This window comes from Sphingobacterium sp. UBA3549 (assembly GCF_002376635.1).
Taxonomy (GTDB): Bacteria; Bacteroidota; Bacteroidia; order Sphingobacteriales; family Sphingobacteriaceae; genus Sphingobacterium.
This window is the reverse complement of sequence record NZ_DFOE01000033.1, coordinates 1-13,773: the sequence shown is the minus strand read 5'-3', so window position 1 is coordinate 13,773 and position 13,773 is coordinate 1. Positions and strand designations below refer to the sequence as shown.

General features: G+C 37.4%; 15 protein-coding genes. 5 read left to right on the top strand and 10 right to left on the bottom strand.

Annotation, left to right across the window (positions count from 1 at the left end; all coding sequences use genetic code 11):
- Positions 1-5: 5 nt before the first annotated feature.
- The 3 genes from B2W36_RS16440 to xth all read right to left on the bottom strand — a co-directional run bounded on the left by B2W36_RS16440 (position 6) and on the right by xth (position 1,818).
- Positions 6-386: a response regulator gene (locus B2W36_RS16440; RefSeq protein WP_293888780.1), complete on the bottom strand. Its 381-nt coding sequence runs from the start codon at positions 384-386 to the stop codon at positions 6-8.
- 186 nt (positions 387-572) lie between these two features.
- Positions 573-1,040, bottom strand: a complete 468-nt coding sequence (locus tag B2W36_RS16435; protein WP_293888778.1) for an NUDIX domain-containing protein — start codon at positions 1,038-1,040, stop codon at positions 573-575.
- A complete protein-coding gene (xth, locus tag B2W36_RS16430; protein WP_209581987.1) occupies positions 1,033-1,818 on the bottom strand; it encodes an exodeoxyribonuclease III in 786 nt (261 codons plus the stop codon). Before xth ends, B2W36_RS16435 begins: the two co-directional genes overlap by 8 nt.
- Positions 1,819-2,384: 566 nt before the next feature.
- On the opposite strand from xth, the gene B2W36_RS16425 reads away from it, so the two are divergent.
- Positions 2,385-3,566: a glycosyltransferase gene (locus B2W36_RS16425; protein WP_293885112.1), complete on the top strand. Its 1,182-nt coding sequence runs from the start codon at positions 2,385-2,387 to the stop codon at positions 3,564-3,566.
- A 32-nt stretch (positions 3,567-3,598) separates the two neighbouring features.
- Here B2W36_RS16425 and B2W36_RS16420 read toward each other — a convergent pair whose 3' ends face one another.
- On the bottom strand, positions 3,599-4,093 hold the full coding sequence (locus tag B2W36_RS16420) for a CinA family protein (protein ID WP_293885113.1): 495 nt from the start codon (positions 4,091-4,093) through the stop codon (positions 3,599-3,601).
- A 275-nt stretch (positions 4,094-4,368) separates the two neighbouring features.
- Here B2W36_RS16420 and B2W36_RS16415 point away from each other — a divergent pair, with 275 nt between their 5' ends.
- Positions 4,369-5,637, top strand: a complete 1,269-nt coding sequence (locus tag B2W36_RS16415) for a metallophosphoesterase (protein WP_293885114.1) — start codon at positions 4,369-4,371, stop codon at positions 5,635-5,637.
- Here B2W36_RS16415 and B2W36_RS16410 read toward each other — a convergent pair.
- Positions 5,606-5,785 carry a cytochrome c peroxidase gene (locus tag B2W36_RS16410; RefSeq protein WP_293885115.1) on the bottom strand — a complete coding sequence of 60 codons (180 nt, stop codon included), beginning with the start codon at positions 5,783-5,785 and terminating at the stop codon, positions 5,606-5,608. The genes B2W36_RS16415 and B2W36_RS16410 overlap by 32 nt on opposite strands.
- A 130-nt stretch (positions 5,786-5,915) precedes the next feature.
- Here B2W36_RS16410 and B2W36_RS16405 point away from each other — a divergent pair, with 130 nt between their 5' ends.
- Positions 5,916-6,260: a winged helix-turn-helix transcriptional regulator gene (locus tag B2W36_RS16405; RefSeq protein WP_293885116.1), complete on the top strand. Its 345-nt coding sequence runs from the start codon at positions 5,916-5,918 to the stop codon at positions 6,258-6,260.
- A gap of 191 nt (positions 6,261-6,451) precedes the next feature.
- Here B2W36_RS16405 and eptA read toward each other — a convergent pair whose 3' ends face one another.
- Positions 6,452-7,972 (bottom strand): phosphoethanolamine--lipid A transferase EptA, encoded by a 1,521-nt coding sequence (eptA, locus tag B2W36_RS16400; RefSeq protein WP_293885117.1) that lies wholly within the window; start codon positions 7,970-7,972, stop codon positions 6,452-6,454.
- Positions 7,973-8,112: 140 nt separating this feature from the next.
- Complete coding sequence (locus B2W36_RS16395) at positions 8,113-9,420, bottom strand: Gfo/Idh/MocA family protein (RefSeq protein ID WP_293888776.1); 1,308 nt, start codon at positions 9,418-9,420, stop codon at positions 8,113-8,115.
- Between the two features lie 199 nt (positions 9,421-9,619).
- Here B2W36_RS16395 and B2W36_RS16390 point away from each other — a divergent pair, with 199 nt between their 5' ends.
- The gene (locus B2W36_RS16390; protein WP_293888774.1) at positions 9,620-10,285 is read left to right on the top strand and encodes a hypothetical protein; all 666 of its coding nucleotides are present in this window, start codon (positions 9,620-9,622) and stop codon (positions 10,283-10,285) included.
- A 222-nt stretch (positions 10,286-10,507) separates the two neighbouring features.
- Here B2W36_RS16390 and B2W36_RS16385 read toward each other — a convergent pair whose 3' ends face one another.
- The 3 genes from B2W36_RS16385 to B2W36_RS16375 all read right to left on the bottom strand — a co-directional run bounded on the left by B2W36_RS16385 (position 10,508) and on the right by B2W36_RS16375 (position 12,848).
- Complete coding sequence (locus tag B2W36_RS16385) at positions 10,508-11,605, bottom strand: DUF2891 domain-containing protein (RefSeq protein WP_293888772.1); 1,098 nt, start codon at positions 11,603-11,605, stop codon at positions 10,508-10,510.
- Positions 11,606-11,628: 23 nt separating this feature from the next.
- The gene (locus B2W36_RS16380; RefSeq protein ID WP_293888770.1) at positions 11,629-12,318 is read right to left on the bottom strand and encodes an SIR2 family NAD-dependent protein deacylase; all 690 of its coding nucleotides are present in this window, start codon (positions 12,316-12,318) and stop codon (positions 11,629-11,631) included.
- Positions 12,319-12,392: 74 nt separating this feature from the next.
- A complete protein-coding gene (locus B2W36_RS16375; RefSeq protein ID WP_293881430.1) occupies positions 12,393-12,848 on the bottom strand; it encodes a hypothetical protein in 456 nt (151 codons plus the stop codon).
- 391 nt (positions 12,849-13,239) lie between these two features.
- Between B2W36_RS16375 and rnhA the strand changes: the two genes are divergently transcribed.
- Entirely contained in the window at positions 13,240-13,734 is a 495-nt protein-coding gene (gene rnhA / locus B2W36_RS16370) for a ribonuclease HI (RefSeq protein WP_293881428.1), read from the top strand.
- The last annotated feature ends 39 nt before the right edge of the window (positions 13,735-13,773 follow it).

The window sequence follows — 13,773 nt, the reverse complement described above, 5'->3', positions numbered from 1 at the left end:
ACAGTTTACTTTACACCCTCATCCAGGTGGGATGAACTTTCGACTGCTTCTAGCAGGTCATTGATATCAAAAGGCTTTGCTATAAAACGATTAGCTCCTGCGCGAAACGCCACCTCCTTTCCATCCTTACTGGCGGATATGCATATGATAAACAGTTCTTTCAGTTCTTTATCTTCTCTAATTTTTCTTATCAATTCATCTCCGGAGAGCATCGGCATCCATATGTCTAATAAAATGACATCGGGTTTCTTTTCCCTGATCACTCCTAAGGCATTAAGACTGTTTGTCTCAATAATTGTGTCGTAACCCGACATTTCCAATAGCATTTGTAACATGTCAACTATTGTACTATCATCATCACAAATGAAAACCGTTTTGTTTTCCATATTTTATTTTACTCGCTAATTTTGAACATTATTTTTTCATTCATTATCTCATTGTGTTCCCTTTGTGACCTGCTCGTCTTCTATGAGTGCTATTTTTCAAATATAGTTGATAAATATGTTATAACGCGAAATTCTTATAAATTCGTTTAATAATCTCCCACATATTATAATACTTTGCATACGGAATTACGATACATTAGCAATAACTTGCTCTAAAAAATAGATTTGGCGTTCATTTATCTTCTTTATGGCCTCTGGAAATGTAAACCAGGCGCCCCGATCAACTTCAGGATAAAGTTGTATCTTTCCTGATCTAGGAGGCCATTCCAATGAAAAGGTATTACTGATGAGTTTATGCGCATCCATATCACCCTCAATTGCCCAACATAATACTTTTTTCCCTCCTTTCTGTTGAATAGCAGACAATTCCATAAAGTTTCCATTAGGTAGACACCCTGTTTCCTCCGTAAACTCCCTTTTAGCAGCTGCGAGGGCATCTTCGTCCATACCGATCTCTCCTTTCGGAATGGTCCAATAACCTTCATCTTTCTTGGCAAAATATGGTCCTCCAGGATGTACTAAGAAAAAATAAATTTGTTGTTCCTGAATTTTATACATTAATAATCCCGCACTACAATTGAGTTTTCTAGCCATTCGTGTTATTGTTACTTAATCTAATCCATGTAGGGGCATGATCGCTGCTTTTCTCCCATCCACGAACGTCCCGATCTATACCACCTTCCATTAACCGAGCCTGGATCGACGGACTCAATAGGATGTGATCTATACGCAACCCTGCATTTCGAGCATAAGCCTGACGAAAATAATCCCAAAATGTATAAACTTCCTTATCCGGGAAAAGTGTACGTATAGAATCTTGCCATCCATCTTTTAGCAAAAGACTAAAAGCTTCCTTAACCTCTTTTGTAAAGAGTGCATCATTGATATATTTTTCTGGCTTATAAGTGTCTATGTCTTCTGGAATAATATTGAAATCCCCGATCAGAATAGCCGATGCATTCATCCGAAGAAGTGTTTTAGATCGTTTGGCCAACCGTTCGATCCAATCTAATTTATAATCATATTTGACCCCTGGAAAAGGGTTGCCATTAGGTAGATAAATACAACATATTACGACGTTTTGGATTATGACCTCCAAATATCGGCTTTGGTTATCCTCAGGATCTCCGGGCAGAACTCTTGTGATCTCTTCAATCTCATATTTCGAAAGCACCGCAACTCCGTTCCAACTTTTCTGGCCATGCCAAATGGCATGATAGCCGAGATCACTTATTTCTTTCAACGGAAAACGTTCTTGAGGGGATTTAAGCTCCTGAAGGCAAACTACATCTGGCGACTCTTCTTCCAACCATCGTAAAAGGACGGGAAGCCGCGCGTTGATACCATTTATATTATAAGTTGCTATCTTCATAAAATGAATATGTTAAGTTAAAACACAACGAGCTAAAGGTCACAATTGTTTGGAAATTTATAATATTATCGTATTATAACATCTACATTCAATCCTATCTGATTAACCGAAATGAGTTATTGACGTCAATACTTGCAGGCTACGCAGACAAAACACGTTTTATTACTAAATCAAATCTTCAGATTAATTCCAATAATTGTATGCAAATCGTTGAACGCTAAATGCGCTTCGTGTTTATACTGTCATAAAAGATCGGTTCTAATAAGAATCCAAGGTTTACTGCGCTATAAATACGTAGTTAAACTGAAATTTACGGTAGGCGCATAACATTGCTACGCTATTTCCATTAAAAAAGTACGGATATGCCTTTACACATTGTCTTTGGGTATAAATTTTGATTCATCTTTATCAAAAGAATTACACTCAAAATAGCGTACTGATATGGAAAATATTGATAAAAAAGCAAAAAAAATAGGATTGGAAAAGGGATATTATTTGTTGCTAATGGCCATTCTCGATCTTCCAGTTGAAGAGGTACAAAATACAGTTAAGGAGGGTTAAGTTATATGAAAAAAATAGCAATTATAAGTACGTGCCCACCACAAGAATGTGGGTTAGCGACCTTCACCAAAGACCTTAAACAGGGTATGGAGTTAGATGCTAGCGTCCATATTGATCTCATCGCATTATCAAAACATGGAGTAGAGGATTTTGACGAATCTGTTCGCTTCGTTATCCATAAAGATCGACTTGACAGTTATCATCAAGCGGCGCGCCTCATCAATGAGGAATACGACTATTGTGTTATTCAGCATGAATTTGGAATATTTGGTGGTGTTGATGGTATTTTCATTACACAAATTGCCAACAACCTTACGATACCTTTATTAACAATATTTCACACTATTTTGCAAACACCGTCGTTGCAGCAAAAAGAAATTATGGAATTACTGTTGGAGAAATCCCAGGCTGTTGTTAGTCTTTCACCGAAAGGAGTCGAATTATTGAAAGAACAATTTGATCCAGCGCATGCGGATAAAATTAAATTTATACCCCATGGTGTTCCTCAGTTTGATTACAACCAAGGTTTGGCGAAGTATAAATTAGGTCTCCAAGAAAATTTTGTAATGATGACCTTTGGCCTGATTGGAAGGAGTAAAGGATTGGAGTATGCTATAAAATCTTTAGCGGGTACTGATCTGCCTGGATTCAAATATTTAATCATCGGAAAGACCCATCCTAACGTTTTGGTTCATGAGGGGGAATCCTATCGTTTTGAATTACAAAATTTAGTCAGTCAATTGAAATTGGAAGATAAAGTTGTTTTTATTGATAAATTTCTAACTGATGAAGAATTGAAAGAGTACCTCACCGCATGTGATATATATCTATCCCCCTATCCTCACGAACAGCAAATCAGCAGTGGAACGCTGTCATTCGCTGTGGGAGCAGGTGCTGCTGTTATTTCCACGCCGTATTGGCACGCTAGCGATTTATTAAAAGATGAACGCGGCATATTAACGCCTTTTAATGATATAGAAGCAATGCGTGCTAACATCAATTTATTGTACTCATCAAAACGTCTATTAGCTTGGCATCGTTTTAAAGCGCGCAGTTACGGTGAGCAGACAGTGTGGAAGAAAGTAGCGAAAATGTATATCGATCTCCTTCAAGGTTTAGCTACTCCGGTAAGATCATTAGTTGATTATGAAAAATATGTCTCTTTTGACTTGAAAAGAGAAGCATAAAATTAAAGGTTCCCAGCAATTGTTGGGAACCTTTAATTCTTTAAAAGTGTGTTTAGAATTTCTAACGCTTTAATCGTATACCTAAACTGAGCTTCCTGCATCCCTATATTTGATCTTAGCTCTATTGTTTCTGTCATTAGAATCTCCTGTTTATATGCGAATGAGACAAATGCGAACAATTTGCCCTTTGATTCAGGAACTACTGTTGCATACCCGGTTGTGGCGACCGACCAATCCGTATGAAACATTCTGCCTACCGCGATTGCCATTTCCTCTGTTGTTCTTGACGATACACAGTCACATCTTTCCGCTAGTTCTGCATCGACATCAAGTATGTTAATCTTTGCATCAATTGAATAGGCTGTGATGCCGCCAGCGAAAACCTCCGTTGCTCCTTCCATCTGCGAGCAAGCTAACTGCAAAAATCCTGCGGTCACACTTTCGGCAATAGCAACACGGGCTTTAGCATTACGTAGACTGTGCCTTACCTCTTTTAATACTATTTCTGGAAAATCTATTTGCGTCATATAATAGAAATAAGTAATAGATACTGTTTATTAGTAAACTTTATAATCAATTTTAATCGTTCAGCTTGCATACGCTAATTTTTAGATATGCTGTCGCGATTTGTCTTATTTTATTGTCCAAACTAGGGTATTTGGCAAGAACAGTCAGAACTTTTCCCTAAATTTAGTTCACTAAAACGTTCAAATCTCCTTTGAAACCAAACAGTAGCTAAGCGAATATCGTTTTTAATAAATAGATTTATTTATTTTTCCAATAATATTTTGACCTTCTAAATATGATCCAACAGTTTTACACCTACCTAAACATTCTTGCACTCTTTCTGTTTGTAGATGTTTTGATTTTCTTGAGAATAAGGATATTATCGATCTGGAAATCAAATATACTGTTTGCTAAACTAGTTTGGTGGTCTTTAAGTTTGCTGTCCTATTTATCAATATTTCTCAATTTATTTTTTAAATGGAATAGTTTTGAAGCAGCGTGTTTGGTATTTTTTCCCATTACGTTACTGTTTGCGAAAATTATATTTCTATTCTTTATTGGAATTGATGCGATGTGGCGTGCTTCTACTGTGTTCAAGAATCTCCTTGTAAAGCCTAAACCCTTATCCCATCAAGATGGAAATATACTGTCCTTAACAAGATCTGATTTTATAATCAAAAGTGGTCTTGTTCTGGCTAGCGTTCCTATTGCTGCGCTTACACGTGGATTTGCTTTAAATTTATATGATTATCAGATTAAACATATCAATTTAATTTTACCAAATTTACCGAAATCTTTCGAAGGAATGACCATCGCTCAGATTTCTGATATACACGCAGGAAGTCTTTATAATCGGGATAAAGTGAAAAGCGGCATTGACTTGCTGATGGGGGAAAATCCTGATATCATTTTCTTTACTGGAGATTTAATTAATGATTTTGCGTCCGAAATGGATCATTATTTGGACATATTCAATACGCTCAACGCTCCTCTAGGCACATTTTCTATACTCGGTAATCATGATTATGGAGACTATCATTTCAATAGACATCATTTTTTTGAAAAAAGTCGATTGACAAAAGAACAGAACTTCGCGGAGCTCAAAAGCATCCACCGTCAATTGGGCTGGCAACTGCTTCTCAATGAATCGAAAGAGCTCATACTGAACAATGATAAAATTACAATTATAGGCGTGGAAAACTGGGGGTTACATAACCCTAAAAATTATGGTGACATCGATTTGGCGATGTCTAAAGTTGATAAATCATCTTCTGTCAACTTCATGCTCTCACACGATCCTTCACATTGGCGGGCTGAAATCATCTCCAAATACCCCAATATCGATGTTACTTTTAGTGGCCATACTCATGGAGGACAATTTGGTTATACCAACCCAAAATATCAATGGAGCCCAGTGAAGTATGCTTACCAGGAATGGGCAGGTTTATATCGTGAAAAACATCAGGCACTCTATGTAAATGTTGGATTTGGCTATCTAGATTATCCGAGCCGATTAGGAATGTTGCCAGAGGTCACGATATTTCATCTAAAAAGTAAAGATTAACTCTTCTGCTTTTCAGTGTCCGCTGAAAGGCACCGAGTGCTTTTAGAACCTCTGGTATGAGATAATCTTCTTCACCAAAGGCCGCTATAAATAATTTATTGTATGCAGGAATAGCCTTCAACTTGGAAATTAACTTTTTCAATTCCATATCCATTCTAATTATCCCTATGGGATAAAAAAGTCAATTTTATGAGTATAGCAGAGAGAGCAATAAAACAAAAAATTTGTCCTTTGGAATTTGCAGTGAATCCATTAGTGGGAAATGAAAAATTCCGATTGTGTGGCGGATCAACGAAGGAGAAAGACGTCTAAGTGAAATGCTACGTGGCATTGCAAAAGTTGACCGACGGGTTCTAAATCAACAGTTAACGGAGATGGTTGAAGGTGGAATATTGTCCAAAAAGTCCTTTTATGAACTTCCGCCACGTGTAGAGTATTCACTTACGTCTTTGGGAGAGAGTTTGGTGGAAGTACTTTGGAAAACACTCAGCAATCATAACAGGTTAACAATTGAGATAAAATATAGAAGAATTGGGATACCATTTTTTATAATCGCTGTAACCGTTTGGTTTATGGGTTGTATTTCTTGGCTTTTTTTGGTAAGTGTACCAATCTCCAAATAATCCAAATAGCGATATCATCCCCATATAGAAATTCCTATTCCAGCCATATTTGCAATAGTTCCACTTATAAAGTCCTTCATACAGAGCTTTATTCTTAATAGAGAGAAAACGAATACGATAACTTTCGATACAGCTATGACGTCGGCCAAAATTTTGTCAACGAGAAAAATCTCCTCACTAGCTATAATTTACTATTTGAAAATATCCATATGCTCATCATAGATAGGGCTTTTCATATCCAAAAATTTAAGTACACTATGAAATACATGATTTTGAGTCAACGTTCTATTTGGTTTCAATTGTTTAGAATGATCAGATACCCAAACAATAAAGGGAATCTCATATTGTTCTTTAGGTGCAATGCTCATAGGCAGTCCATGCATATATAGGTTATTTTCACCCAATGATTCTCCATGATCGGATACAAACAACATCGCACTATTGTATTCCTTTAAACCTTTTAGATCCTCGATCAGCCTGTGCAAAATATAGTCGGTATAAACTACCGTGTTATCATACGCATTAATTAACTCTTTTTTCGAACAATTCCCTAATTCTACACTATTACAAACGGGCTTAAACACTTCGAATTTAGCCGGATATTTCTCGCTATAAGTTGGGCCATGACTTGTACTTGTATGAAGAACAACAAATACTTTATCCTTTTTACTCGCTGATATTCGTTCTTTTAAACCTGTTAGTAAAACCTCATCGTAAGCACATTCTGCACCTTTACAGTTTGCAGCAAGCTGGTCACTCGTTTCATATTCTTTAATATGTACCGGAGGCTCACCCCAATTGCTTGTACGCCATATTACATCAACATCATTTCTGTAAAGGTAATTTGGCAAAATTTCATATAAATCGTCCGTATTTTTATGCTCTAATAGACACTTTACTCCTGCTGTCGTATAGGTCGAACAAGAAGTTGCATCAAAATGATAAAGATTCGGTGTCTTTGAAAGCAAAGGATTTGTATTTTTTTGATAGCCATATAGCGAAAAATTCTCCCTTCGAGCGGATTCACCAATAACCAAGACGACCACGGTCTTTTTGTCACTAGTAATTGTCGCATCCGGCAATAATATCTCCTTTTTATTTTTTTGATGTTCATGGATATAAAAACGTGATATATTGACAGTATAAGACCAAGGCATGGCAAGTGCACCTAAAGTCTTAGAATTCTTATCAATCCATAACCAATTAGTTGCATTCGCAAATATTAAAATAACAATAAATAATAACGAAAGGGAGGACGTAACCAAGAACTTCTTTGGTTTATCCTTTACTATGTTGGCTTTGATGATGAAAATGCTAGGAATAATACCCAGAACCAAGAGATACAAGATCATTCTCAGGGAAAAGAAACCACTCGACTCGGAATAGCGAGTATTCAATATATTGCCAATCATTGTTTCGTCCAAAATAACGCTATAGGTGTTAACAAAATAAACGGCAATGGAATTGATCAGAAAGAACAAAACAAGTATGGATTTCCCAAAGCGACGTGATAGCGAAAAAAATAAATAAAGTACAAAAGCGTTCATCACCAGCATCAAAACCATTAAACTACCAATCAGGATAATACCCCCAAAGCTCCTGTAGTCAACATTGTTAAAAACAAAAGTATAAAATGGAAAATGGAAGAATATAAAATTCAACACACTCATTAACAGGACAAAATGGACTAGTTTTAAGCTATTTTTTAGCATAAATGGTAACGATTCTAAAGAATGAAATAATTAACAGATAAATGTAAAATAAATTATTAGCAAATTATTATTAATTATCCTATCAGCCAATACAATACTCAAAATAAGGGAGTAAAATTTAATCATACCCTATTTACCAACTATTCATACGGATGTTGCCACGGGCTGCGATAGGGTCTGCGCAGCAACTGAGTTGCCTCGGGGTCATCAATACATATTTTTTGCGTTGGATCATAAACTAAAGGGCGATTCAGCTGCATCGACAAATTGGCCAAAATACAGCTTGCGGTCGATATATATCCTTCTTCAATATCCGCTATAGGAAGATGGTTGTTATCAATTGCCGATAAAAGATCAAGCATATGCTTTCTTGTAGCAGGAGCGGTATGAAGCTCTATTCGGTGTTCTGTAAGATCTTCGGGAAACTCCTCTTTTTCCAAAATAACATCTTGTCGAATGGATTCACCTTCTCCAATCGGGATAAATTCATATTTCATGACGCTCCCCTTCAAAGTACCTTTATCACCATATATAACGAATGCCCAAGGATAGTCTGGGTCTGCTGCTGAGCCCCATGTCCTATGCTGCCATACGCAATTAAGATCTTCGTATTCAAATATGGCAGTTTGAGTGTCTGCAATTGTCGATTTCCCACCTTTTTGAACATAAATCCCCCCTTTTGCATAAACGCTTTTGGGCCATTTAAGCTGCAAAAGCCAGCGCACTGTATCAAACATATGCATTCCCATATCCCCGGTTATTCCGTTCCCGTAGGCCATAAAAGTTCGCCACCAGCTCCCATGAGGTAGACCATCAAAGGTGCGCAAAGGTGCTGGCCCAGTCCAAAGTTCATAATCAAAGAATTCTGGCACTGCTTCGGTAGGTGGATTGCCATTCTTTCGCATATGGTAGTAACAACACATCTCTACATGAGAAATTTTACCGAGTAAGCCGCGATCGATCACACGATTCTTGGCATCGACAAGGTGAGCTGTGCTTCTGCGCTGAGTTCCTACCTGAACTTTTCTGTTATATTTCCTTGCAGCACGACGAATCGCATCCCCCTCAAGCACATCAACACTGATAGGTTTTTGCAAATAAAGATGAGCACCCGAACGTATTGCGTCAATAGCCTGCCTTGCATGCCAATGATCTGGGGTTCCAATTAAAACGAGATCAAATTTGTGATTAGCAAGCATCTCTCTATAGTCATTGTAAAGTTTCGGAACCTTTTTCGAAACCTGACGATCACTAATTAGACGCCCCGCTTCTTGTAAGTGACGGTTATCAACATCACATATTGCAACGACATCGACATCACGAACCTGAATTAAACGACACAAATCACTTCTGCCGTACCAGCCTGCACCAATTAACCCAACCCGAAATTTTTTTACGACGTCTTTAAACGACAGCGCTTTGACTTGCAATGCTGACAAGGTTAGCACCGCCCCTGCTCCTTGGATAAATCTCCTGCGATTTAAATTGAAAGTACTCATAATTTAATGGTTTATTACCTAATATAAGAATAATAGGTAATAAACTATTAAAAATCTGTCATTAATAGCATCCTACGTAAATGCTTAATTGCTTTTAAATAATACTTTTACTATCTTCGATAACGATTAAAACCATTAAACAACTATAATGCTTACAAAGAAGATTCTCTGTTTTGCTTTTGGCTACTTTTTGCTTACGCAGACATATGCTCAAAAGATCACATTGACACCAAATAATGTAATGCCTTCGCAGGTAGCTACTCAGTTAACAAACTTCAAGGGACAAAATGCACTACAGGTAAAAGGACTCACAGATGGTGAAAAAACAATGGCGCTGATAAAAGATATTGACTTCCATAACGGAGTGATCGAGGTAAGCATTGCGGGCCAGCCCATGGATCAAGCCGGAGAATCCGCCCGTGGCTTTGTTGGTATTGCTTTTCGAACAAGCGCCGACATCTCAAAAACAGAAATATTTTATTTACGTCCTACAAATGGGCGGGCCGAAGAACAATTGCGTAGAAACCATGCAACCCAATATATCTCTATTCCGGGATATCCTTGGGAGAAACTAAGGGAGGAGACTCCTGGGAAGTATGAGGCTTATGCTGATATGGGACCTGGGGAATGGATAAAAGTAAAAATTGAAGTCAATAACGAAAGGGCAAAACTTTATTTAAATGAGTCTTCTCAGCCAACTTTGATCGTTAATGATCTCAAACAGGGCAAAGATTTGCGGGGAAGCATTGGACTTTGGGTCGGCCCGGGCACTTTAGGCCATTTTAAAGATCTCACATTAGTTAAAGCAGATTGATAGTACACCAATTAACTTTATCTGAGTGACTATGATTTGATTTATCGACTTCGAACTAAACTGAATATAAAAAAGCCCTAGAGCGGGGAACTCTAGGGTCTTAGCCATATATTAACCTATTTTATGAAAAGTATTTGTATTAATAACGTCCGATTTCTCTATTTATTTTGTACAAAATAGCGATTTCTTATTTTTTTATTTTACAAAAACAATCTTCTATAATCAATGCTTTGATAATGCATACAAAGCGAATGTACCTAGCCAATGCGACCCCATATAGTCATCATTGTTTGTAATATTGGGCAAAGAGTACATTAAATGTTTATTAGCCAATTTGTGCAAGTAACTTAACTCAGGTAAAGCCCTTGCTATACCATTCAAACAATTTGCACGACTAAAATTAAGTCCATCCAAATGAACCAAATGTCCATCTGTCCGGTCTTTCACAATACCGGGCTCAAGATTAAAATTTGCACTAAACAGCTCTGGCATAAATACCTTCAGCCATTTGCGGTAATCCTCTTTTTGAAGTACCAAGCTCATACATAGCGCTTCCTCAAGACAAGGAGAAAGAAAATCACTTCCACTTGGCTCAAAAGAAATATTACAGCCTTTATCTTGGCTAAATAATCGTGAAGCATTAGTCATCAATGATTTTTCAAATGTTACATTCCCCGTGCTTCTCGCGTAGTCTAAAGACAACGAAATACCGAATGCAGAATTATCGTGGTATCCTGTTCTGATCGGATAAACCAATTTGGGCAGATACTCCTCATAAGATTTTACTACATGATTCACCAAAGGTTCAAGATTCATGGCCCAGCGTTTAGCATCTGCATCTTTCCAAGTTAACAACTCTTTATGTAACTGTAGCAACCAAGCCCATCCATACGTACGCTCAAAATTTTTATTGTTCTTATCTTTGAAAAAAGCTAATTCGATCGCAACATTTTCTGCTGTAATATTTTGGTTTAATTGTTCCCGAATTTCTCCAGAACTATCCAAATTTGGAAATTCTTTCAAAATATGGACAATTGACCAATAACCATGTACAGAAGAATGCCAATCAAAACAACCATAGAAAATTGGGTGCAGCATCCGCGGTGATTTCAGATCGAGATCACTACCTAGCACCTGTCCGAGTTTATTAGGATACTCCACTTCGATGCAATGCAATGGTAAACTGAGCAAATGCTTCGCTTGAATACTATCCAAGACTAAAGGCTGATTATTTGTACTTGTGTTTACTTTAATTTGCGAATTATTATGGCAGGCTAAAACAGCAAATGAGACGCAAAGAATTCCTATTACTTTTTTCATATTTTTTTGAAACTGTCCGTTATCTAATCAAGTAATTGCTCAACTAATTTGGGAACAGCGACAGTAGCTGCCTCCTCAAAAAAAGTTATATTACGCAAGAATTTATTGTTTGGTATTTTTTTATCGATTAAAAATGTTTTGCAATGATTGGGAGCAAATTCCTTGAGTCCAGCTGCAGGATAAACCTGCAAAGAGGTGCCTACAATTATTAAAATATCAGCTTCCGAAACGACAATGACAGCCTCTTCAATCGCTGGTACAGCCTCTCCAAACCAGACGATATTAGGTCTCAACTGACTGCCTTTTTCACACAGATCCCCCATTTTGATCTCATCCCCGGCAATTGGATAAACCAGTCGGTCATCAACAGAGGACCTTGCCTGATCTAGGCGACCATGCAAATGAATAACTTGAGATGACCCAGCTTGCTCGTGCAAAAGATCGACATTTTGTGTGATAACAACTACGTTGTATTTGAATTCCAGTTTAGCTAAAGCAAGATGAGCGACGTTTGCTTGTGCCAGCGAAGCAGCTCTCCGTCTCAAATTATAAAACTTTTGAACCAGTGACGGATTTCTACGCCAGCCCTCAATAGAAGCTACTTCCATCACATCATGCCCCTCCCATAAGCCGTTTGCATCTCTAAATGTAGGTATACCACTTTCTGCCGAAATACCAGCTCCACTTAATACTACGATATTTTTCTTTTTCATCTAAATTTACTTCTTAATGAATTTAAAAATAGCCCTTTTAGATGACCATCTGGAGGAAGAACACCTGCCATCGATCATTCCTCTATCAGCAAAGTCGCATAGTCATTGGGAAGCTGTAACCGAATAGAATCTTTACTCGCTGCAGCCCGCCGATTCATTTCCTCAAAAGAACGTTGGTAATATACAAAAGCTTTATTTGTAATATGCAATTGCCTGGCATTTTGAATATGAAACCTATACCGATTGTTCTCCAATTTAACATGCTGATATATTCTATAGGTCACCACTTGAATTTGTATTTTATCAAAGTTTGAAATAATCTTCAAATTTGCAGGCTCATAAAAATATTTATCCTTGAAATACATGAATTCATTAGAATTGGCCAAGCTTATTAAAGATAAATTTCCGTGAACCACTTCGCTTACCAAAGAATCAGCCCGCAAGCGTTCAGTACTACTTCCATCTCCAGAATAGCAACAAATAAAAAGAAGAGCGAACAGCGGAATTAATGCAATTTGAACCAGATTCATGGGACTAAATTAATAAAAAATGCTATCGCGCCACAATTCAGGAGAAAATATAGCGCCCGAATAATTTAAAGGTTACTCTCAATAGCACCGGCCTTCTTATCCTTCGATAGTTCATAAGGCTATTTTACTGTTTACATAACAAGTTTATGCAGGAAAAATACATATAAACGCGCAGAGTTATATTGTTTAAGAGATAAATTGTGATACAACAACTAAATTGCTTCAATATTTTCAAAGCAGCATAAGTTGAATCTCCCATTTCAGAAATCTCCTATAATTGGCCATGTATGGATAATAAACTCGAGGGTACTCAGAAAGTTACCTATAACCTATTGTAATAGATGTTCGTTATTATTGGATATAAAAGCAAATTTATCTATGTTTGAGGGGTATGATTGAATTATATACAGATGGTGCTTCAAGTGGGAATCCAGGCCCTGGAGGTTACGGAACTATTTTAAGAACTATTTATACGGGCGATAATGAAACCTTTAAGGGAAAACTTATCGAAAAGGAGTTTTCGGGTGGTTACCGCAAAACGACCAACAACAGAATGGAACTAATGGCGGTTATTGTTGGCCTCGAGGCCTTAAAAAACTTGCATCAGCAAGTTACAGTGTATTCTGACTCCAAATATGTTATTGATGCCATTGACAAAAAGTGGGTATATGGCTGGATCCAAAAAGGTTTCGCGGGAAAAAAGAATAAAGATCTTTGGTTGCGTTTGATGACTGCCTATAGATTGCACAACGTACGCCTTGTCTGGGTAAAAGGTCACGCTGGGCATCCGTTAAATGAACGTTGCGATCGTTTGGCCGTTGCTGCAGCAAAGGATAAAGCGAACTGGAAAATCGACAGTGTCTTTGAAATGGAGGAAGCCAAATAAAAAGGGACATATTTTTTGCGAGGGCACTGAAAAAGTCCC

Bases quoted from the DNA above. Each gene is read 5' to 3' on its own strand.
- B2W36_RS16410 (WP_293885115.1), bottom strand. From the start codon at position 5,785: ATGGAATTGAAAAAGTTAATTTCCAAGTTGAAGGCTATTCCTGCATAC.
- B2W36_RS16380 (WP_293888770.1), bottom strand. From the start codon at position 12,318: ATGAAAAAGAAAAATATCGTAGTATTAAGTGGAGCTGGTATTTCGGCA.
- B2W36_RS16385 (WP_293888772.1), bottom strand. From the start codon at position 11,605: ATGAAAAAAGTAATAGGAATTCTTTGCGTCTCATTTGCTGTTTTAGCC.
- B2W36_RS16390 (WP_293888774.1), top strand. From the start codon at position 9,620: ATGCTTACAAAGAAGATTCTCTGTTTTGCTTTTGGCTACTTTTTGCTT.
- B2W36_RS16425 (WP_293885112.1), top strand. From the start codon at position 2,385: ATGAAAAAAATAGCAATTATAAGTACGTGCCCACCACAAGAATGTGGG.
- B2W36_RS16420 (WP_293885113.1), bottom strand. From the start codon at position 4,093: ATGACGCAAATAGATTTTCCAGAAATAGTATTAAAAGAGGTAAGGCAC.
- B2W36_RS16435 (WP_293888778.1), bottom strand. From the start codon at position 1,040: ATGGCTAGAAAACTCAATTGTAGTGCGGGATTATTAATGTATAAAATT.
- B2W36_RS16415 (WP_293885114.1), top strand. From the start codon at position 4,369: ATGATCCAACAGTTTTACACCTACCTAAACATTCTTGCACTCTTTCTG.
- B2W36_RS16440 (WP_293888780.1), bottom strand. From the start codon at position 386: ATGGAAAACAAAACGGTTTTCATTTGTGATGATGATAGTACAATAGTT.
- eptA (WP_293885117.1), bottom strand. From the start codon at position 7,972: ATGCTAAAAAATAGCTTAAAACTAGTCCATTTTGTCCTGTTAATGAGT.
- rnhA (WP_293881428.1), top strand. From the start codon at position 13,240: ATGATTGAATTATATACAGATGGTGCTTCAAGTGGGAATCCAGGCCCT.
- B2W36_RS16375 (WP_293881430.1), bottom strand. From the start codon at position 12,848: ATGAATCTGGTTCAAATTGCATTAATTCCGCTGTTCGCTCTTCTTTTT.
- xth (WP_209581987.1), bottom strand. From the start codon at position 1,818: ATGAAGATAGCAACTTATAATATAAATGGTATCAACGCGCGGCTTCCC.